The following is an 18,214-nucleotide window of genomic DNA, read 5'->3' as shown; positions in this document are numbered from 1 at the left end:
GGACTGCAAAGATGACACTGTTTCCAAGGCTGACAGCCTTCACTGTGGCGACCTTGATCGCTGCCGCCCCCCCGGCTACTCAAGCCGGCGAGGGGCATGACCATGGCGAAGCGCCGGCCACTCCGACTGGACAGGCCCTGCCGCGCTTCGCGGCGACTTCCGACACCTTCGAGCTGGTCGGCGTGCTCGATGGCCACGACCTCACTCTGTGGCTCGACCATGCCGCCGATAACAGTCCGGTCGAGGGCGCGAGCCTTGAACTGGAGATTGGCGGCGTCAAGGTCGAGGCCGAGCAGCACGAAGCCGGCGAGTTCGAGGCCGAGCTGGCGGAAGAGCCCGAGGAAGGCGAGGTCGCTATCAAGGCCAAGGTCGTCGTCGGCCAGCGCACGGAGCTGCTGAGCGGTGATCTGGATATCCATCACGAAGAGCACGCCGAAGAGTCTGCGTCTGGCGCGTCCTGGGGCACCTACGGTGCCTGGGGTGCCGGCGGGCTGGTTCTGCTCGCCCTGCTGGGTTGGGCTATGCGCCGCGCCCGTGTCGCTCCTCGTCATTCGTGAAGGTGTTCCATGAAAGCTAATTTTCTGATTTCTGCGGTATGCCTGGCTCTGCTGTCCCTGACCGCGCCCGCTTGGGCTGGCGAAGGGCATGACCATGGCGAAGAAGCGCCTGCAACCAACAGCAACGGCCCCCAGCGACTGCCCGACGGCAGCGTATTCCTGCCCAAGCCGGCGCAACGCCAGATCGGTGTGCGCACCTTGCCGCTCGAGACGGCCGAATTTCCGCGCTCGCTGGAGTTGGCCGGCAAGGTAGTGATGGACCCCAATGCCGGAGGCATGGTGCAGTCCGTGCTGGCTGGGCGCCTCGAGGCCGGCCCGCGCGGCTTTCCCAGCGTTGGGCAGGCGGTGAAGAAAGGTCAGGTGCTGGCCTATGTCGTGGCGACCGGCGATGTCCTCGAACGGGCCAATCAGGCCGCGCAGCTGGCCCAACTGCGGGCGGCCAAGGGTCTTGCCGACCAGCGCCTGGCGCGCTTGCGCGAGCTGGCCGATACGGTGCCGCGCAAGGATATCGAGGCTGCGGCCAGCGAGGCCGCGAGTCTGGGGGCGCAAGTCGCTGCGCTGAGTTCGGGCGTCAATGCGCGGGATGCACTGGTTGCGCCGGTTTCCGGGGTGATTGCCTCGACCAACGCGGTCGCCGGCCAGGTGGTCGATGCCCGCGAACTGGTGTTCGAGGTGGTCGATCCCACCCGTCTGCGCATCGAAGCGCTGGCCTACGACCTGAACCAGGCCGCCGATGTGGCGGGAGCCACTCTGGCGGTGGGTAGCGAACGGGTGCCGCTGACCTTCATCGGCGCGGCGCGCAGCCTGCGCGAACAGGCCCTGCCGATGCTGTTCCAGGGCGAGGGCAGCGCCTTGTCCCGGCTGGCCGTGGGGCAGCCGGTCAAGGTCTTCGTGCAGACCGCCAGTCGTACCCAGGGCATCCGGGTTCCGGCAGCGTCGCTGATGAAGAATGCCGCTAACCAGAATGTCGTTTGGGTCAAGACCGCGCCGGAGCACTTCGTGCCGCGCCCGGTCACCTTTGCCGCGCTGGACGGGGTATCCGTGGTGGTGACCAATGGGCTTGCCGCTGGGGATCGTGTCGTGACGCAGGCCGCCAGCCTGATCAACCAAATCCGCTGAAGGGAGCCTGACTCATGTTCAAGTGGCTCCTCGACAACAGCCTCGGCAACCGTCTGCTGGTGATCATCGCCAGCCTGGTGCTGATGGCCTACGGCGCATTCACGCTGTCACGCATGCCCGTGGATGTTTTTCCCGATCTGAACAAGCCCACGGTCACCATCATGACCGAGGCTGGCGGCATGGCCTCCGAAGAGGTCGAGCAACTGATCACCTTCCCGCTGGAGACCACGATGAACGGTCTACCCGGCGTGGAGAGCGTGCGCTCGGTCTCCAGCAGCGGGCTGTCGTTCATTTACGTCACCTTCGACTGGAGCACTGAGATTTTCCGGGCCCGGCAGATGGTGTCGGAGCGGCTCTCCGCGATGGAGGAGGGTTTGCCACCGGGCGTGATCCCGCGCATGGGGCCGATCAGCTCCATCATGGGCGAGATCATGCAGATCGCGATTCCCATCGATGCGGACAAGATCACCCCGATGCAGGTGCGCGAGTTCGCCGACTGGGTGCTGCGTCCGCGCCTGATGGCAATCCCCGGTGTTGCCCAGGTGATCCCGATTGGCGGCGAGGTCCGCCAGTTCCAGGTCCAGCCCGACACGGCGCGCATGGCCGAACTGGGTATCAGCCATACGCAACTGGAAGAGGCGCTCAAGGGCTATTCGTCGAATACCTCCGGGGGCTTCCTCGAGCTCAATGGCCGCGAGTACCTGATTCGCAACCTGGGGCGGACGTCGAGTCTGGAGGATCTGTCGAACCTGGCCATCACGGCTCGTAACGGCCAGCCGATCCTGCTGCGGCAGATCGCCGAAGTGACCTTTGCCGCAGCCCTGAAGCGCGGTGACGCCGGCTTCGAAGGCAAGGCAGCGGTGATCCTCGGCATCCAGAAACAACCGACGGCCGATACCATCCAGCTGACCCGCTCCATCGAGGCGGCGCTGGGGGAAATGCGCAAGTCGCTGCCGACCGGCATGGAGGCCCCCCAGGTCACCTTCCGCCAGGCCAGCTTCATCGAGGCCTCGATCAGCACCCTTCAGGGCAAGCTGATCGGCGCCTCGGTGTTCGTCGCGGCGATCCTGTTCTTCTTCCTCGGCACGCTGCGCCCCACCATCATTGCGCTGACGGCCATTCCGGTGTCGATCTTCATCACTGGTCTGGTGTTCAAGTACTTCGGCCTGTCGATCAACACCATGACCCTCGGTGGCCTGGCCATCGCTATCGGCGGATTGGTCGACGATGCCGTGGTGGGCGTGGAGAACGTGCTGCGCCGGCTCAAGGTGGAGCGGGCCAAGCACCCCGAGCACCGCCTGCACCCGCTGGAACTGGTGGGGCACGCGACCATGGAGGTGCGTTCGGCCATCCTCTACGCCACCATCATCATCGTGCTGGTGTTCCTGCCGCTGTTCGCCCTGCCGGGCATGGAAGGGCGACTGTTCGTGCCGCTGGGGATCGCCTTCATCGTCTCCACCCTGGCCTCGCTGGTGGTTTCGGTGACCGTCACCCCGGTGCTGTCCTTCTACCTGCTGCCGCGCATGAAGTCGCTGGAACATGGCGACACCAAGCTGCTGGCCTGGCTCAAGAGCCGCTATCGCAGCAGCTTGCAGGCCGTCCTGCAGCGTCCGAAGGCGGCTGTAGTCGTTGGCGGCATTGCCGTGCTGGTCGCGGCGGCGAGCGTGCCGTTCTTCCCGAAGACCTTCCTGCCGCCGTTCAACGAGGGCACCTTGCTGATCGGCCTGCGTCTGAACCCTGGTGTGACCCTGGCGGAGTCCTCGGCGCTGGCCCAGCAGGCCGAGCAGTTGGTCATGCAGGTGCCGGAAGTGACCCACGTCGGCCGCCGCAGCGGCCGCGCTGAGCTGGATGAGCACGCCGAGGGTGTGCACGTAAGCGAGCTGGATGTCGGCCTCAAGCCGGCATCGGAGCTGACCCGCTCGATGGATGAGATCACCGGCGACATTCGTTCGCGGCTGGTCAACCTGCCGGCGGCCATCGGCATCGGCCAGCCGATCTCGCACCGGATCGACCACATGCTGTCGGGCGTGCGCTCGCAGATCGCCATCAAGATCTTCGGCGAGGATCTGGACACCCTGCGCGGCCAGGCGGATGCCCTGCGCGGCAGGCTGGCGGCGATTCCCGGCATCGCCGACCTGGAGATCGAGAAGCAGGTGCTGGCTCCGCAGATCAAGGTGCGAATCGACTACGCCGCCGCCGCCCAGTACGGCGTTCCCGCGCCGCAGATCCTGGCGACGCTGGAGAGTCTGGTCGAGGGCGAAAAGGTCACCCAGATTGTCGAGGGTGGCCGGCGTTTCGCTCTGGTGGTGCGCCTGCCCGAGACGGCACGTTCGGCGGAAGGCCTGGGCAACATCCTGTTCGAGACCCCGGCCGGTCGGGTACCGCTGTCGAGGCTCGCCAGCATCGAGGACGGCGACGGCCCGAACCAGATCAGTCGCGACGACGGCAAACGGCGCATCGTGCTGTCGGCCAATGCTCAGGGGCGCCCGCTGTCGGAGATCGTCGAAGACATCCGCAAGGTGGTCGACGAGTCCAAGCTGCCGGAAGGCTACTTCATCACTCTGGGTGGCCAGTTCCAGGCCCAGGAGGAAGCGTCACGTCTGGTCGGCCTGCTGTCCATCGTTTCGCTGATTCTGATGTTCGTGGTGCTCTACAGCCGCTACAAGTCGGCAACCCTGTCGGCGCTGATCATGGTCAACATCCCGCTGGCCCTGGTCGGTGCAGTGCTCGGCCTGTGGTTGTCGGGGCAGCCGCTGTCGATTGCCGCGCTGATCGGCTTCATCACCCTGGCCGGCATCTCGGTGCGCAACGGCATCCTCAAGGTCAGCCACTACATCAACCTGATGCGCATCGAAGGGGAGAACTTCGACCACTCGATGATCCTGCGTGGCTCCCTCGAGCGCCTGAGTCCGGTGCTGATGACCGCGCTGGTCACCGCCTTTGCCCTGGCACCGCTGCTGTTCGAGGCCGAGCGGCCGGGCACGGAAGTGCTCCACCCGGTGGCGGTGGTGATCTTCTCCGGCCTGATCAGCTCGACCCTCCTCGATACCTACCTGACCCCGGTGATGTTCTGGTTGTTCGGCCGCAAGGACACCGAGCGATTGATGGCTGACCGCGAAGCGGGGGCTTTCTGATGGTTTGCCGCATTTCTCAGCGCAAATCCGCCCCTCAGGGCGGGATTGCGCACCACAAAACAACCGTGCTGGCCGGCAAATGATCCGGAAGTTGAAGTCACTGAAGCAGCACTCAGCGAATTACCGCAGTGATAGAGGAATTCAAATGAAAGCTCTGAAAGCAATCTTGGCCATCTCGATGTTTGCCGTCTCTTCCATCGCAATGTCGGCTGGTTTCGACAAGGATCCGGTCAGGATCCTCCAGGAGAACCAGCGCGCCATGGACGCGTACGCCGCAGAGCTCGGGAAATCCGCTCCGAAAGTCGAGATGTATCGCTATGGCATGGAGCTCGATGTAGCCAGGGTGATCAGCGTGACACGCAAGGCCAAGGTCTGTGGCGTGATACCTGCGCGGATGACCTTCCTCGACTCGAAGGGTGAGCTCCGGACGGTCGAGTACCAAGCAGTCGGTGGGGGATGCCGGCGCGGCTGAGTGGCGACCGGCTGACCAGCCGCAAAAAATGCCTGCACCTAAAGTAAGGAGCGGCTGACTGCAGCCGTGTGGTTGAAAGTGCTTTCGCCTGGGCCTTGCCCCTTTCCAGGCTATCGGCGTCCCAGTGGCGCCGTTTTTTTTAGGGAATCTCCTATGGAATTTATGGTCCCGACAATCCCTCCTGAAAACTGCCAATCTGGGAGGAATCGTCATGTTTCAAGTCAATGGGATGGTTGTCCGCTGTTGTCTCGTTACATAACGAGGAGTAGCCAATGAGTACGTCATCATCTTCCGGATTGTGGTCACTGCTTCTAGTCGCCTGGCTGGTGGCGCTGCTGTCGAGCCTCTCCGCGCTGTTCATCGGCGAGGTGATGGGGCAGGCTCCCTGCGTACTGTGCTGGTTCCAGCGCGCCTTCATGTTCCCGCTGACGGTGATCCTGACCATCGCCTGCTACCGCTCGGACTTCGCCATCTGGCGTTACGCACTACCGTTGGCCGGCATCGGCGCAGGACTAGCTCTCGCCCACACGCTGCTCTATGCCGGGCTGATTCCCCTGCCAATCCAGCCCTGCACGGCTACTGGACCGTCCTGCTCGGGCGCCGGCATGACCATCTTCGGTGGTGTGCCGCTACCGATGCTGGCCCTGTTTGCTTTCGCTCTGATTGCCATCCTGCTCCTCGTTATTCGCCGGAGAACTGCCCCATGAATCGCCGTACCCTGGTTCTGATCATCTGCGTGGTGATCCTTGCCGTGTTCGCCGCAGCCGCCTTCCTCTACCCGCGGGTGATACCGCCGCAACCGTCGCAGCAGGCCCAAGCACCCGCGCAGGTGCCGGCGGAAGCGCCCAAGGGCAGCAACCTGGTTCGCTTCCACTCGCCGGTATTCGGCCCGGCGCAGGCGCCGGTGACCATCGTCGAGTTCTTCGACCCCTCCTGCGAGGCGTGCCGAGCCTTCTACCCGTATGTGAAGAAGATCCTCGCCGAGAACCCCAACGACGTGCGGCTGGTGTTGCGCTACGTACTGTTCCACCAGGCCTCAGAGGAGGTGGCTCGCATGCTGGAGGCCGCGCGCAAGCAGAACCTTTACTCGCAGGTGTTGGAGGCTGTTCTCGATGCCCAGCCGGACTGGCACGACGACCCCAGGGCGGCCGCAGCCTGGGCCGCCGCCGAGGGCGCCGGTCTGGACGTGGGGAGGGCCCGTGCGGACATGCACACGCCCAGCGTCGACGCCGTGCTGGAAACCGACATGCAGGACGTCAAAGCGCTGGGCATCCGGGGCACCCCGACCTTCTTCGTCAATGGCCACGCACTGGACAAATTCGGCCCCGAGCCACTGCGCGATCTGGTGCGCAGCGAAGTCGCCAAGGCCAGGAACTGACACCAAGGGTGCGCTGATAGAGCTTACAGTCCACTATCTGCCGGGAGTCGCGTCGGTGCGAGTGGTGTTGCCGGAATGGCACCGACGCTCGCTGGAGTGCTGTTTACGTCCGCTACCAAACACTGACAGGTACAGGCTCTAGTTCCCCCTTACCAGCGCCGGGATGGTGCGCAGGTAGATCAGCTCACCGACCAGCTCCACAAGGGTCTGGGTGATCACTGCGGCCGCCGCCAGCCCCCTGATCGGCTCGGGCAGGGCCAGCGCCAGTGGCAGTACCACCAGCGAGTTGCGAGTGGAGCTGCTGAAGGCCACCGCCCGCGCCGCCGGCGCCGCCAGACGGAACAGCCTGGCGCTGAACGCTCCGAGTGCAGGGGCGAGCAACATGAACATGGCATAGACCGGCAACAGCGGAGCGAGCACTTCCAGTTGCCGGGCCACCGCGGCGATCTGCGAACCGATCACGGCCACCAGTACCATTGCCATCGCCGGCACGGGCAGCCAGGCCCAGCCGGCGCTCCAGATGCGCACCGCTGCGGAGCGGCTTGCGCCCAGCTCTGTGGCGACGGCCAGTACCAGGGGCGCGACGATCAGCAACAGGAAGGCCTCGGCAAAGGGCCGGATGGCGATCACCGTGTCCACCTGCGTGCCGAGCATGAGCTGCAGATAGACAGGCAGCATCAGCAGCTGGAGCAGCAGCAGGAGTGGCGTGGAGGCCAGCACCAGTCTCGAGTCGCCCTTGCCCAGGTGGGTGAATACCACCACGTAGTCGATGCAGGGCGTCAGCAGGACCAGCAGGGCTCCGGCAAGCAGGGCCTTGTTGGCCGACAGCGGCAGGGTCAGAAGCCAGACCAGCAACGGCACCAGCACGAAGTTGGCCAGCAACAGGGCGCCGACGAAGCGTCGGTTGGCAAATGCTTGCCGAAGCTCAAGGAATGGAATCTGCAGGAACATGGCATACATCAGCATGGCAATCGCTGGTGTGATGGCCATTGCCGCCAGATCAGCCATGCCTTCAGAGGCCAAGCCTGCGACAGCTGCGATGGCTACGGCGACGAAATACAAGCCTATCTGGTGATGCTCCAGCCAGTCTCGCGACATCCTCAATCTCCCATGTTTGTGGTGCAGGCATTCTCGCACCTTGAAAGGCGTTATATCTGGGCTGAGGTGTTTTCAAGCGCCAGGAGACAATTCAGATAAAACAGAAGATAGGTGTGACAGGGCTTCTGATCGATAACTGACGCCACTCATCTGTCCGGGTGAGTTATACCCTATCAAGACGCCCAGAAAGCCCGCCTCTGAGTGTCTGGATGGGGTCATTTCATGCATTGTTTGACAGGTGTCTGGAAGCGCCATAGGGTTCATCCATGCACACTCACTCTGGAGGCGGCATGCGCGGACAGCGGATCGGCTACATCCGGGTCAGTACCCTGGACCAGAACCCAGATCGGCAACTGGAGGGTGCCCAGGTGAGCAAGGTGTTCACCGACAAGGCCTCCGGCAAGGACACCCAGCGCCCACAGCTCGACGCTCTACTCGGCTACGTGCGCGATGGTGACACCCTGGTGGTGCACAGCATGGATCGCCTCGCACGCAATCTGGACGACCTGCGCCGCATGGTGCAGCAGCTCACCGGACGCGGTGTGCGCATCGAGTTTGTTAAGGAAGGGCTGACCTTCACCGGCGAGGATTCGCCGATGGCCAACCTGCTGCTGAGCGTCATGGGTGCCTTCGCCGAGTTCGAGCGCGAGCTGATCCGCGAGCGGCAGCGCGAGGGAATTGCCCTGGCCAAGCAGCGTGGGGCCTACCGGGGTCGAAAACGAGCTTTGAACAGCAGCCAGGTCGCCGAGCTGCGCCGACGAGCCGAGGCCTGCGAGCCGAAGGCTGCCCTGGCCCGCGAGTTCGGCATCAGCCGGGCCACCCTCTATGAATACCTACGCACCGGCGAGTAGCCGGTCGTATCCAACTTGATTTCGTTACAAAACTAAAGGAGAGAGCATGTCCAAACTAGCCGAATTTCGCCGCGCCGAGCGTGAACTGCAGGAGCAACTGGCTCTGCTGGAGAAGCTCCAGGGCGACAGCGGCCTCAAGCGCGAAATGGAGTTCGAAGACAAGCTGAAGGCGCTGATGGCGAGCTACGGCATGGATCTGGCGAAGGTAGTCGCTATCCTCAATCCGCAGCCTGTCGAGCTTGAGCCGGTTGCACCGGCTGCGGTGAAGCAGCGCCGTCCCCGTCAGGTGAAGGTCTACGTGCAGCCGGTCACTGGCAAGCGCATCGAAACCAAGAGCGGGAACCATGCCCTGCTCAAAGCCTGGAAGGCGGAGTTCGGGGTTGAGGTAGTGGAGAGGTGGCGTCAGCCCTGATGGTGGGGCTTGGTGGGAGAAAAGGATGAGTTTGCCCCGCCAAGGCTTCTTGCTGCGTACAGCGCGGCCAACTGGTGCGCGGTCCAGGCGATGGAATTGGACTTGCCAGAGCCCGCGCTGTGCTGGATCAGGTAACGCTGACCGGAGCCTTCGCTGCGGGTGCTGTCGATCAGCTTGTTGACCACTTCCCACTGATGAAAGCGCGGTAAGATCAGGGTTTCCCTGGTGGTCAGCTGGCCTTCGAAGCCCTCGCTGGTCTTGCGTTGCAGATGCAGGAAGCGGCTCAGCACCTTGAGCCAGGCATCTGGCTGGAACACCCGCTGCCACAGGTAGCCGGTGGCGTACTGGCTGTCGTCGGCCGGCAGCGGGTAGCCGGCGCCGCCTTCCTCGCTGCCCATGTTGAAGGGCAGGAAGAAGGTGTCCTTGCCGGCCAGCTGGGTGGTCATCGCCACCTCTTCCTGGCTGACGGCGAAATGCACCAGCGCGCCGCGCTTGACGGTCAGCAGCGGCTCGGGCTTGCGGGTCAGCGGGTCTTTCAGCGGGCGGTCGTGGCGGTACTGCTGCTTGGCCTTCTCCACCGACTGCTTGAGCTCGCTCTTCAGCTCCAGGGTCGCCACCGGCAGGCCGTTGACGAACAGCACCAGATCCAGGCGCGGGTTGTACTTACCCTCCTGGAAGTGCGGCGAATAGGACACCTCTGCCACCACGCGCAGGTGATTGCACTGGTAGCGTCGCAGGGAGTCCGGGTTCATGCCATGGTCGGGCTGGAAGCTGCACAGCTCGACCTTCACCCCCGGCAGCTTGAAGCCGTGGCGCAGCACCTCCAGGGTGCCGTCCTGCTCCAGAGCGCGTACCACCTTCTGCACCAGCACGCCTTCCGGGGCGTTGGGGTTGGCCTTGGCGAACCTGTCCCAGCGCTCCGGTCAGGCCTCCTTGAAGTAGGCCAGCAGGTCTTCGGTGTACAGCGCGCTGCGCCGGGCGTAACCGCTGGCCGGGCCGCTGAGCCAGCCTTGGGTGGTCATGCCTTGATGATGTCCTGCTGAAATTGAGCTTCCTTGCTGTCGGCCATTACGCGGTCTCTTGTTCGCGGATGGGGGAAGGCGTGCTGGCTGCCGTCGATCAGCGACTCAAGAACTTTGATTTTGTAACGGAAACTCCATATGAAAAGCCGTGATCCCATTTTCTGAAGTACACCAAATTTTGCCTTTGTGTGCTTCAATGATGGATCTTGTAATGGCCAATCCAAGTCCTACATTGCTCGGGTTTCCTTCGCGTCGGGCCGGGTCGGCGCGATAGAAGCGGTCGAAAAGTTTGTCTAGGTGATCTGGGCTTATGGATTCTCCTGGATTTTCTACGGTCAGCGAGACGGCTTCACCGCTCGTGTGAATTTTAACTGAAATCCTCTCGCCTGCCGGCGTATAGCGCAGAGCGTTAGATAGCAGGTTAGAGATCGCGCGATCTAGCATCAGTCGGTCGCCAGAGATGGCTCCTGATCCCGATACGGTGATGGTGATGCCGGCTTCATCTGCAAGTAGGTGGTAGTATTCGACAAGCTTTGTTACGAGTTCTTTGAGTTCAATGCAGGTGTTTTCTGGTGTGATCAAGCCATTGTCGGATTTAGCCAAAAACAGCATGTCATCAATCATGCGTGACATGCGCTTGAGATCTTCGAGATTTGAGCAGAGATTCTCTTGGTAGTCTTCAATGGTGCGCTTTTTGGTGAGCACCACTTCAGTATGGGTCATCAGGTTGCTCACTGGTGTTCGCAGTTCATGTGCAATATCGGCTGAAAAGTTAGAGAGCCTGACAAAGGCGTCATCGAGCCTGGCTAGCATCGCATTGAATGATGCGACCAGTTGTTGAAGCTCAGGGGGGGCCGACTCTAGGGGGATTCTCTCCTTCAGAGACCTCGCTGACATGGAAGCAGCTACCTGAGTGATCTGTTGCAAGGGGGCGAGCCCGCGCCTGGCTACCACCCACCCGAGGGCAGCGCTGGCAATGGCGCTTATGAGCAGTCCAATCCAGAACCATCGTTGCAGCGTCTCAAAAAAATGCGTATGAGTAGTTACATCAAGGATTAATAGCGCTGTCAGAGGGTCAGCTTGACCGGGTATCGAAATTATCTCAGTCATGCCACGATACATGCGTTCGCCGTCCTGCCATTCCCACATGTCTCGTACAGCCGATGCTCGGTATCTTTCTGGAATATTGGCTGCTTTAGGGTCAGAAAACAGTACTGAGCCATCTCCGGCGAGGATAGAGGCTGCCATATCCTGGTGCGCCCCAAGCAAGGCTTGTAACTGCGGAAGCTCTTCCGAGAGGCTTTCTCTATTGGATTTGCTTTTGAGAATGCGCTTGGTGGATTCGAGTTTTTCGAGCAGAATCTGCTGGTCTAATATCACGAAGTGATGCTGGCTGAGCATATTGACGCTCAATCCGGCGACCGTAAGAACGGCGATTGCCGCAGACATGAACATCAGGCTCATACGAACGGTCAGGGAGAGTCGCTTCATTCCGGCTCCGGCGCGTCAAGCATATAGCCCATGCCGCGAGCAGTATGGATCAGCTTGACCTCGAAGTCGTCATCTATCTTCGCGCGCAGTCGTCGAATGGCAACCTCAATGACGTTTGTATCACTGTCGAAGTTCATGTCCCAGATTTGAGAAGCAATCAGAGACTTCGGCAGCACTTCTCCGCGTCGTCGCAGCAGGAGCTCCAGCAAAGAGAACTCCTTAGCCGTAAGGTCTATTCGCTTTTCGCCGCGTCTGGCTCGGCGTTTCAGCAGGTCGACTTCAAGATCGGCAATTCTCATGGTGGATTGGGTGGCCGAACTGTGACCCCTCCGTAGCAAGGTTCTGACTCTGGCCAGTAGCTCGGAAAAGGCGAATGGTTTGACCAGGTAATCGTCTGCACCCAGCTCCAATCCTTTGACCCGCTCATCAACCCCATCGCGTGCGGTCAGAAATAGCACGGGAACATCCTTGCCGGCTGCTCGTACCATGCGCAGAACCTCCCAGCCATCCAGCCCGGGCATCATCACGTCCAGGATCAAGAGGTCATAGACTTCGCTCAACGCATGCTGAAGCGCATCGGTACCTGTCATGACCCGGTCAACATTGAACCCGGCTTCGGAGAGGCCTTGCTGCAGGTATGTCCCGGTTTTTGGTTCGTCTTCAGCTACCAGTAGTCTCATGTCGGCAGTTTCCTTGAATCAGGCTTGCTCAGTGTGCAGGGAAATAGCTCACTTAGCCTTAACATTACGAAAATGTAATTCTGGCTTAAGTGTTTCGTAAGGTGGCTTTGTCTAAGGTGAGGGTGTAGGCGTCATGCCCTCGCACTCCTGCCGGAAAATAATCAGGGGGTGCCAACTATGGCTTCTTTTAAAGGAAATTATGCCATGAAATCAATGAGGAGTTTGCTCCTGATAGGCGCTCTGTTACTGTCTTCTGCTGTTTTGGCGGAGGGTGGCGGCGATCGTGTCTTTGAACGTATCGAGCAGATGCGAGATAAAGCTGAAGCTGCGCTAGTTCAAGCAGAAAAATCTTCACCTGGCGAGCGTCATATGCATATGAAAGAGCATATGCACATGTTGGAAAACATCATGAGTCAACTACATAAAGAGCACCCTGCTCCCGGCATGGCGACTGCAGAGCATCTGGCTTGGATGGAGAGGCATGACAAGCTGGTAGACGACGTGCTGGGTCAGATGATGCGTGAGCACAAGCTGATGATGGCTGACAAGGAGTGCCACCCGTAACGGTTATCCCATCTTGCAGGCCTTACGCCCCTATCCCCCCCCCTTGGGCCTGACGGCGCCTTCACGGCGCCGTTTTTTTATCTGACAAAATTGTAGTTTTGGGGTCAGCTTATTGGCAGGTAGCGGGGAATAGAATGAGATCTCCAAACACCATACTGCGAGGTCTCATCATGAACAGATCAGGTTTAAAGCTCCTGGCTTTTGGGTTGCTGATCGGCGCTGCTTCTCAGGTCTTCGCTGCAGCAAGCAGCAGTAGTACTAATGACATCGGCCAGCAAGCAAAGCCCACGCCAACCACCCGAACCATCTTCGTCAAGATGGAAGACATCGGTTACAGCCAGAGGATGATTGAGGTGAAGCCTGGGGAAACCGTGCGCTTCGTGCTGAAAAATGAAGGGGCATTGATGCATGAGTTCAATATCGGTAGATCCTCCGCCCAGCTGGAGCACCAGCGCGAGATGGCAGCCCTATTCAAGGATGGCACGCTGACGCCGACGGGGATGGCGAAGTCGATCACTTGGCGCGAGCGCTGGTCCGGTTCAGGAGATTCCAGCCCTCCCGGATATCCGGAAGTTGTTGAAGCCAAGCATGACGATCCAAATGCCATCCTCGTTGAGCCAGGAACAACGAAGGAGTTCGTCTGGACTTTTACCGATGGAGCTAGTTTGAACTTTGCTTGTACCCTGCCAGGGCACTATCAAGCTGGCATGGTTGGCGAGTTTGTAATGCGTTGATTCGGCGGTCGGTGCTTCACCTCATGCATCACCGGAGGAGCGCCGATCTCCGCTAAATCTATACGCTTCTAGCCTGCGTGCTTGCTTTGGTTGAGATTTTAAAAGCGGCAGAGGTGTTTCTGGTAGCGCAATCCTGAGGGTCTGATCATGCGAACCAAGTCAGCATTACTATCCTCTCTAGTCGGTCTCGTGATTTCTTCTGTAGCTATTGCTAGCCCTGTCCAGGGTAACGCCGACCGGCCCGGAGATATCACTACGATTGATCGTACCATTGAGGTAAAAATTGGGGAGATGTTTTTCTTGCCGGGCAGCGTTGAGGTAAAGGCGGGCGAAACCGTTCGCTTCTTGCTGAAAAATGAGGGTGCGCTGCTTCATGAGTTCAATCTTGGCAGTCCGGACTCTCATGTGGCTCACCAGAAGGAAATGGCTGCGATGTTTCAGAGTGGAGCCTTATCCTCAAGTGGCGCGCACGGTATGGAGGCGATGGGGCATATGAACGGCATGAGGATGGCCGGCATGAAACATGATGATGCTAATAGTGTCTTAGTCGAGCCGGGAGCCACTGCAGAACTTGTATGGCGGTTTTCAAAAGCCAATGACTTGGAGTTTGCATGCAATGTCCCAGGGCATTACCAATCGGGAATGCTCGGCAAGGTCAACGTGCGCTGAAACTGGTTTATTCGCTAACCGTCCCGGCGTATATGTTTCGTGGCGCCGGGGTGGTTGGCTTCAGATCTGTTGGGGTTGTTGTCTTGTCGTATTCTCATCCGCTTGGATGGGGCGGGGGGTTCGATGGTCGGGCCAGTCGTGGAGCGGGCAAAACACCAGACGAATTGGTTGGGTCTTGAACGACACGCACGTTCAGATAGTCATATGGAAACTGACGGAATTGTAATATTCATCTCAGGTTTTTGACAGCCTCCCTGCGTTAAAGTTGCTCTATGAAAATGTTCGCCTCCCTGTAGACATCCTGATTCAGGCGGGGCAATCCAACTGGCGAGGAGTCCCAGATGAAAGCGCTCAAAATCCTGTTCGTAGTCACTGCATTGACCACCTCTTCTTTGGCGCTGGCCGAAGGTGGGGCAGACCGTACTTTCGCCCGTATGGAGCAAGCTCGCCAAGCCTCAATGGAGGCTTATCGGGTAGCTCAGCAGCAGAACGAAAAGCCCACAGTTGTTGGCGGAAAAGAAAAGTCAGCCAAGCACACCAACTGCTGAGCGTTCAAAATCTTACAAGAATGTAATCTTTCGATTGGGTTAAGTGTGGTGAACTCCTTAACCCAGCTGCCGAGCTGCACGGTGAGTTGACGACAGTGAATCTGGCAATGGGGGATAGCCTCCAAGAACAGCTGCCGACTGCCGTCTCATGCGGATCAGGCAGCCCTAAGCCTCTTCGGATTGAGTGGACGTAACGGCATGCAAAGCAAAACTTCAAGACGAACTTTCATCAAAGGCTTGGCGGTAGGCGGGGTGCTCGCGGGCCTGGGGCTGTGGCGGCAACCCGTCTGGGCGCTGACAAGCCCGGGCCAGCCAACGGCCCTGAGCGGTACTCAGTTCGACCTGACCATCGACGCACTGCCGGTCAATATTACCGGTAAAGCGCGCACCGCCATGGCCATCAATGGCTCGATTCCCGGCCCGCTCCTGCGCTGGCGTGAAGGGGATACTGTGACCCTGCGGGTGCGCAACCGCCTTCCGCAGGACACCTCTATCCATTGGCATGGCATTCTGCTGCCGGCCAACATGGACGGCGTGCCGGGCTTCAGCTTCGCCGGCATCGCCCCGGATGGCATGTATGAATACAAGTTCAAGGTTAAGCAGAATGGCACCTACTGGTACCACAGCCACTCAGGCTTCCAGGAGCAGCTCGGTGTTTATGGTCCGCTGGTGATCGACCCACTGGAGCCCGAACCTTTCCAGTACGAGCGCGACTACGTGCTGATGTTCTCCGACTGGACCGACGAGAACCCGGCCAGCGTGCTGGCCAAACTGAAGAAGCGCTCCGACTACTACAACGAGCACCGTCGCACGGTTGGCGACTTCATCAACGACGTCTCCGACAAGGGCTGGAGCGAGACGGTCAGTGAGCGTTGGGCTTGGGCGAAAATGAACATGAGCCCCACTGACCTCGCCGACGTCAGCGGTGCCACCTACACCTACCTGCTCAACGGCCAAGCACCGGACGGCAACTGGACCGCGCTGTTCCAATCCGGCGAACGTATCCGCCTGCGTCTGATCAACGGCTCGGCGATGACCTACTTCGACTTCCGCATCCCCGGTCTCAAGCTGACCGTAGTGGCTGTGGACGGCCAGTATGTCGACCCGGTGGAGGTTGACGAGTTGCGTCTTGCCGTAGCGGAAACCTACGACGTCATCGTCACCCCGGATGGGAGCCAGGAGGCCTACACCCTGTACGCTCAGTCCATGGACCGCAGCGGCTACGCACGCGGTACCCTGGCTGTCCGCGAGGGGTTGAGCGCCCCAGTGCCCACGCCAGATTCACGCCCGACGCTGAGCATGGATGACATGGGGCACGGTGGACATGACGCTCATGGCGCCCAAGGCGACTCGGACATGAGCGGAATGGCCGGCATGGATCACGGAGCCGGCCGCCAGGCGGGGATGGACCATGCGGGCATGGCCGGTATGGATCACAGCCAAATGCCTGGGATGGATCACGGTCAAATGTCTGGGATGGATCACGGACAGATGGCCGGTATGCAGCATGGTGCTGCCGGAGCTATGGCTATGCAGAGCCACCCGAGCAGCGAGAACGGCAATCCGCTGGTGGACATGCAGACCATGATGCCGGTGGCCAAGCTGGACGATCCAGGCCTTGGCTTGCGCAACAATGGTCGTCGAGTCCTGACCTATGCCGATCTGCGCAGCCGTTTCGCCGATCCTGACGGCCGGGTGCCAAGTCGGACCATCGAGCTGCACCTGACCGGTCATATGGAGCGTTTCGCTTGGTCCATCGACGGTGTGGAATTCGCCCACGCCCAGCCGATCCGGCTGAAATATGGTGAAAGGCTGCGCATCGTGCTGGTCAACGACACCATGATGCACCACCCCATTCACCTCCATGGTCTGTGGAGTGACCTGGAAGATGAAAATGGCAACTTCCTGGTCCGCAAACACACCATCGACATGCCGCCTGGCTCGAAGCGCAGCTACCGCGTGACTGCCGATGCCTTGGGCCGCTGGGCCTACCACTGCCACCTGTTGATGCACATGGACCTCGGAATGTTCCGTGAAGTCCGCGTCGAAGAATGAGGAGAGCTGAGATGACCACCTTCCAATTGCGCAAAACCCTGTTCGCCAGCGCCTTGGCCTTTGGCCTGCTTGGTGCTCTGTCGAATGCGATGGCACAGAGCGAGCACGAAGGACATCACCCGCAGAATACCCAAACCGGCAAGCCGGCCGCTCAGAAGCCCCAGCCTGGTGAGATGAAGAGTCAGGGCAACATGAACATGGGGAGTGGCCAAATGCCGCAAGGCGGCATGATGGACCACAGCCAGATGATGGACCATGGTGGCATGGACCATGACCAGATGATGAAGCAGATGCACGACCAGAACATGGGGCAAGGGCAGATGAATCATGACGGTATGTCCCCGGCAAAAGCCGCGTCTGGCGCCAAGGACGGGAAAAATGGGCAATAAGTTTCCCCTCGTATTCGCCCTGAGTCTTGGGATGATCGGTGCCGCTCAAGCGGTCGAGGTCGAGGACCACTCGGCTCACGCTGGTCATGGCGGAAGCGCTTCGCCGTCGAACGGCCAACCTAGTGCACAAAATCCACAAGCCGAACCTCAAAAGGCTGCCACATCGGAGCAAGGCATGCCGATGATGAATCACGGCAGCATGGACCATGGCCAGATGATGCAGCAGATGCATGGTGGCCAGATGAGCCATGAGCAGATGATGCAAATGCATCAGCAGCACATGGAGATGCGGCCGACGAGCCAGGCAAGTCAGCCTCAGCGTCGGTACCAGGGCGCTCCGGTGCCACCGCTGACTGACGCTGACCGCGCCGCAGCCTTTCCGCCGTTGCCACCACACGCCATGCACAAGGACGGGATCAACTACCTGTTTCTCGCCGATCAGTTGGAGTGGCAGGATGCCGACGACGGCAGCGCGCTGAGCTGGGATCTGAGTGGTTGGGTCGGCGGCAATATCGACCGCCTCGCCTTCCGCTCCGAAGGCGAGCGCCTCAATGGTCACACTGAAGAGGCCGAACTGCAGCTGCTGTGGAGCCACGCCATTGGTCCTTGGTGGGAAACCGTGGCCGGGGTACGGCAGGACTTCAAGCCGGGTTCGCCGCAGACCTGGGCCGCCTTCGGCGTGCAGGGCATGCCGCTGTATGGGTTGGAAACCGAGGCGACCGCCTTCCTGGGTGAAGGGGGGCAGAGTGCTGCACGCCTGAGTGCCGAGTACGACATCCTGCTGACCAACCGCCTCATCCTGCAGCCAGTCGCTGAAGTCAATCTGTTCGGCCGCAATGATGAGGAGCGCGGCGTCGGCTCGGGCCTCAGCGACACCCAGCTTGGCCTGCGCCTGCGCTACGAGATTCGCCGCGAATTTGCTCCATACATTGGGGTGAACTGGACCCGCGCCTACGGCAACACCGCCGACCTGCTGCGCGACGAGGACGAGGATGTCAGCGAGGCGCGTTTGGTGGCTGGTGTCCGAATCTGGTTCTGAGA

Annotated in this window: 18 protein-coding genes and 1 pseudogene; 15 read left to right on the top strand and 4 right to left on the bottom strand. The window is 60.5% G+C overall.

Annotated elements, in window-relative coordinates:
• Window positions 1-11 precede the first annotated feature (11 nt).
• From KRX52_RS10225 to KRX52_RS10200, 6 genes are all read left to right on the top strand, one after another.
• The gene (locus KRX52_RS10225; RefSeq protein WP_217681642.1) at window positions 12-557 is read left to right on the top strand and encodes a hypothetical protein; all 546 of its coding nucleotides are present in this window, start codon (window positions 12-14) and stop codon (window positions 555-557) included.
• A 9-nt stretch (window positions 558-566) separates the two neighbouring features.
• On the top strand, window positions 567-1,676 hold the full coding sequence (locus KRX52_RS10220; RefSeq protein WP_217681641.1) for an efflux RND transporter periplasmic adaptor subunit: 1,110 nt from the start codon (window positions 567-569) through the stop codon (window positions 1,674-1,676).
• Between the two features lie 14 nt (window positions 1,677-1,690).
• A complete protein-coding gene (locus tag KRX52_RS10215) occupies window positions 1,691-4,810 on the top strand; it encodes an efflux RND transporter permease subunit (RefSeq protein WP_217681640.1) in 3,120 nt (1,039 codons plus the stop codon).
• 145 nt (window positions 4,811-4,955) lie between these two features.
• Window positions 4,956-5,282, top strand: coding sequence for a DUF2790 domain-containing protein (locus KRX52_RS10210; RefSeq protein WP_217681639.1), 327 nt, complete (start codon window positions 4,956-4,958; stop codon window positions 5,280-5,282).
• 272 nt (window positions 5,283-5,554) lie between these two features.
• Window positions 5,555-5,989, top strand: a complete 435-nt coding sequence (locus KRX52_RS10205) for a disulfide bond formation protein B (RefSeq protein ID WP_217681638.1) — start codon at window positions 5,555-5,557, stop codon at window positions 5,987-5,989.
• The gene (locus tag KRX52_RS10200) at window positions 5,986-6,660 is read left to right on the top strand and encodes a DsbA family protein (RefSeq protein WP_217681637.1); all 675 of its coding nucleotides are present in this window, start codon (window positions 5,986-5,988) and stop codon (window positions 6,658-6,660) included. Before KRX52_RS10205 ends, KRX52_RS10200 begins: the two co-directional genes overlap by 4 nt.
• Before the next feature lie 138 nt (window positions 6,661-6,798).
• Here the strand turns inward: KRX52_RS10200 and KRX52_RS10195 are convergent, their stop codons facing one another.
• Window positions 6,799-7,758 carry an arsenic resistance protein gene (locus tag KRX52_RS10195; RefSeq protein ID WP_217681636.1) on the bottom strand — a complete coding sequence of 320 codons (960 nt, stop codon included), beginning with the start codon at window positions 7,756-7,758 and terminating at the stop codon, window positions 6,799-6,801.
• Between the two features lie 290 nt (window positions 7,759-8,048).
• Between KRX52_RS10195 and KRX52_RS10190 the strand changes: the two genes are divergently transcribed.
• Window positions 8,049-8,609, top strand: coding sequence for a recombinase family protein (locus tag KRX52_RS10190; RefSeq protein ID WP_217681635.1), 561 nt, complete (start codon window positions 8,049-8,051; stop codon window positions 8,607-8,609).
• A 46-nt stretch (window positions 8,610-8,655) separates the two neighbouring features.
• Window positions 8,656-9,021 carry a histone-like nucleoid-structuring protein, MvaT/MvaU family gene (locus KRX52_RS10185; RefSeq protein ID WP_217681634.1) on the top strand — a complete coding sequence of 122 codons (366 nt, stop codon included), beginning with the start codon at window positions 8,656-8,658 and terminating at the stop codon, window positions 9,019-9,021.
• A 50-nt stretch (window positions 9,022-9,071) separates the two neighbouring features.
• On the opposite strand, the pseudogene KRX52_RS10180 reads toward KRX52_RS10185, so the two are convergent.
• From KRX52_RS10180 to KRX52_RS10170, 3 genes and pseudogenes are all read right to left on the bottom strand, one after another.
• Window positions 9,072-10,090, bottom strand: a pseudogene (locus tag KRX52_RS10180) (type I restriction endonuclease); the annotation flags it as partial.
• A 58-nt stretch (window positions 10,091-10,148) separates the two neighbouring features.
• Window positions 10,149-11,534 (bottom strand): heavy metal sensor histidine kinase, encoded by a 1,386-nt coding sequence (locus tag KRX52_RS10175; RefSeq protein ID WP_217681633.1) that lies wholly within the window; start codon window positions 11,532-11,534, stop codon window positions 10,149-10,151.
• A complete protein-coding gene (locus tag KRX52_RS10170; protein ID WP_217681632.1) occupies window positions 11,531-12,214 on the bottom strand; it encodes a heavy metal response regulator transcription factor in 684 nt (227 codons plus the stop codon). The genes KRX52_RS10175 and KRX52_RS10170 overlap by 4 nt, the downstream gene beginning before the upstream one ends.
• 204 nt (window positions 12,215-12,418) lie before the next feature.
• Between KRX52_RS10170 and KRX52_RS10165 the strand changes: the two genes are divergently transcribed.
• The 7 genes from KRX52_RS10165 to KRX52_RS10135 all read left to right on the top strand — a co-directional run bounded on the left by KRX52_RS10165 (window position 12,419) and on the right by KRX52_RS10135 (window position 18,212).
• Window positions 12,419-12,778 carry a co-regulatory protein PtrA N-terminal domain-containing protein gene (locus KRX52_RS10165; RefSeq protein ID WP_217681663.1) on the top strand — a complete coding sequence of 120 codons (360 nt, stop codon included), beginning with the start codon at window positions 12,419-12,421 and terminating at the stop codon, window positions 12,776-12,778.
• Between the two features lie 170 nt (window positions 12,779-12,948).
• Window positions 12,949-13,512 (top strand): cupredoxin domain-containing protein, encoded by a 564-nt coding sequence (locus KRX52_RS10160; protein ID WP_217681631.1) that lies wholly within the window; start codon window positions 12,949-12,951, stop codon window positions 13,510-13,512.
• Between the two features lie 147 nt (window positions 13,513-13,659).
• Window positions 13,660-14,181 (top strand): cupredoxin domain-containing protein, encoded by a 522-nt coding sequence (locus KRX52_RS10155; protein ID WP_217681630.1) that lies wholly within the window; start codon window positions 13,660-13,662, stop codon window positions 14,179-14,181.
• Window positions 14,182-14,522: 341 nt separating this feature from the next.
• Window positions 14,523-14,729, top strand: a complete 207-nt coding sequence (locus tag KRX52_RS10150; RefSeq protein ID WP_217681629.1) for a co-regulatory protein PtrA N-terminal domain-containing protein — start codon at window positions 14,523-14,525, stop codon at window positions 14,727-14,729.
• Between the two features lie 198 nt (window positions 14,730-14,927).
• Window positions 14,928-16,784, top strand: coding sequence for a copper resistance system multicopper oxidase (locus KRX52_RS10145; RefSeq protein WP_217681628.1), 1,857 nt, complete (start codon window positions 14,928-14,930; stop codon window positions 16,782-16,784).
• Window positions 16,785-16,795: 11 nt separating this feature from the next.
• A complete protein-coding gene (locus KRX52_RS10140; protein WP_217681627.1) occupies window positions 16,796-17,173 on the top strand; it encodes a hypothetical protein in 378 nt (125 codons plus the stop codon).
• Complete coding sequence (locus tag KRX52_RS10135; protein ID WP_254797501.1) at window positions 17,163-18,212, top strand: copper resistance protein B; 1,050 nt, start codon at window positions 17,163-17,165, stop codon at window positions 18,210-18,212. The genes KRX52_RS10140 and KRX52_RS10135 overlap by 11 nt, the downstream gene beginning before the upstream one ends.
• Window positions 18,213-18,214 lie beyond the last annotated feature (2 nt).

Source organism: Geopseudomonas aromaticivorans, from assembly GCF_019097855.1.
GTDB classification, from domain to species: Bacteria; Pseudomonadota; Gammaproteobacteria; order Pseudomonadales; family Pseudomonadaceae; genus Geopseudomonas; species Geopseudomonas aromaticivorans.
Note: the sequence above shows the minus strand (reverse complement) of the source record. Positions and strands in the feature narration are given on the sequence as shown.

What these genes read in the sequence shown, in the direction of transcription:
- KRX52_RS10225 (WP_217681642.1), top strand. Translation starts at nt 12, where the DNA reads ATGACACTGTTTCCAAGGCTGACAGCCTTCACTGTGGCGACCTTGATC.
- KRX52_RS10220 (WP_217681641.1), top strand. Translation starts at nt 567, where the DNA reads ATGAAAGCTAATTTTCTGATTTCTGCGGTATGCCTGGCTCTGCTGTCC.
- KRX52_RS10215 (WP_217681640.1), top strand. Translation starts at nt 1,691, where the DNA reads ATGTTCAAGTGGCTCCTCGACAACAGCCTCGGCAACCGTCTGCTGGTG.
- KRX52_RS10210 (WP_217681639.1), top strand. Translation starts at nt 4,956, where the DNA reads ATGAAAGCTCTGAAAGCAATCTTGGCCATCTCGATGTTTGCCGTCTCT.
- KRX52_RS10205 (WP_217681638.1), top strand. Translation starts at nt 5,555, where the DNA reads ATGAGTACGTCATCATCTTCCGGATTGTGGTCACTGCTTCTAGTCGCC.
- KRX52_RS10200 (WP_217681637.1), top strand. Translation starts at nt 5,986, where the DNA reads ATGAATCGCCGTACCCTGGTTCTGATCATCTGCGTGGTGATCCTTGCC.
- KRX52_RS10195 (WP_217681636.1), bottom strand. Translation starts at nt 7,758, where the DNA reads ATGTCGCGAGACTGGCTGGAGCATCACCAGATAGGCTTGTATTTCGTC.
- KRX52_RS10190 (WP_217681635.1), top strand. Translation starts at nt 8,049, where the DNA reads ATGCGCGGACAGCGGATCGGCTACATCCGGGTCAGTACCCTGGACCAG.
- KRX52_RS10185 (WP_217681634.1), top strand. Translation starts at nt 8,656, where the DNA reads ATGTCCAAACTAGCCGAATTTCGCCGCGCCGAGCGTGAACTGCAGGAG.
- KRX52_RS10175 (WP_217681633.1), bottom strand. Translation starts at nt 11,534, where the DNA reads ATGAAGCGACTCTCCCTGACCGTTCGTATGAGCCTGATGTTCATGTCT.
- KRX52_RS10170 (WP_217681632.1), bottom strand. Translation starts at nt 12,214, where the DNA reads ATGAGACTACTGGTAGCTGAAGACGAACCAAAAACCGGGACATACCTG.
- KRX52_RS10165 (WP_217681663.1), top strand. Translation starts at nt 12,419, where the DNA reads ATGAAATCAATGAGGAGTTTGCTCCTGATAGGCGCTCTGTTACTGTCT.
- KRX52_RS10160 (WP_217681631.1), top strand. Translation starts at nt 12,949, where the DNA reads ATGAACAGATCAGGTTTAAAGCTCCTGGCTTTTGGGTTGCTGATCGGC.
- KRX52_RS10155 (WP_217681630.1), top strand. Translation starts at nt 13,660, where the DNA reads ATGCGAACCAAGTCAGCATTACTATCCTCTCTAGTCGGTCTCGTGATT.
- KRX52_RS10150 (WP_217681629.1), top strand. Translation starts at nt 14,523, where the DNA reads ATGAAAGCGCTCAAAATCCTGTTCGTAGTCACTGCATTGACCACCTCT.
- KRX52_RS10145 (WP_217681628.1), top strand. Translation starts at nt 14,928, where the DNA reads ATGCAAAGCAAAACTTCAAGACGAACTTTCATCAAAGGCTTGGCGGTA.
- KRX52_RS10140 (WP_217681627.1), top strand. Translation starts at nt 16,796, where the DNA reads ATGACCACCTTCCAATTGCGCAAAACCCTGTTCGCCAGCGCCTTGGCC.
- KRX52_RS10135 (WP_254797501.1), top strand. Translation starts at nt 17,163, where the DNA reads ATGGGCAATAAGTTTCCCCTCGTATTCGCCCTGAGTCTTGGGATGATC.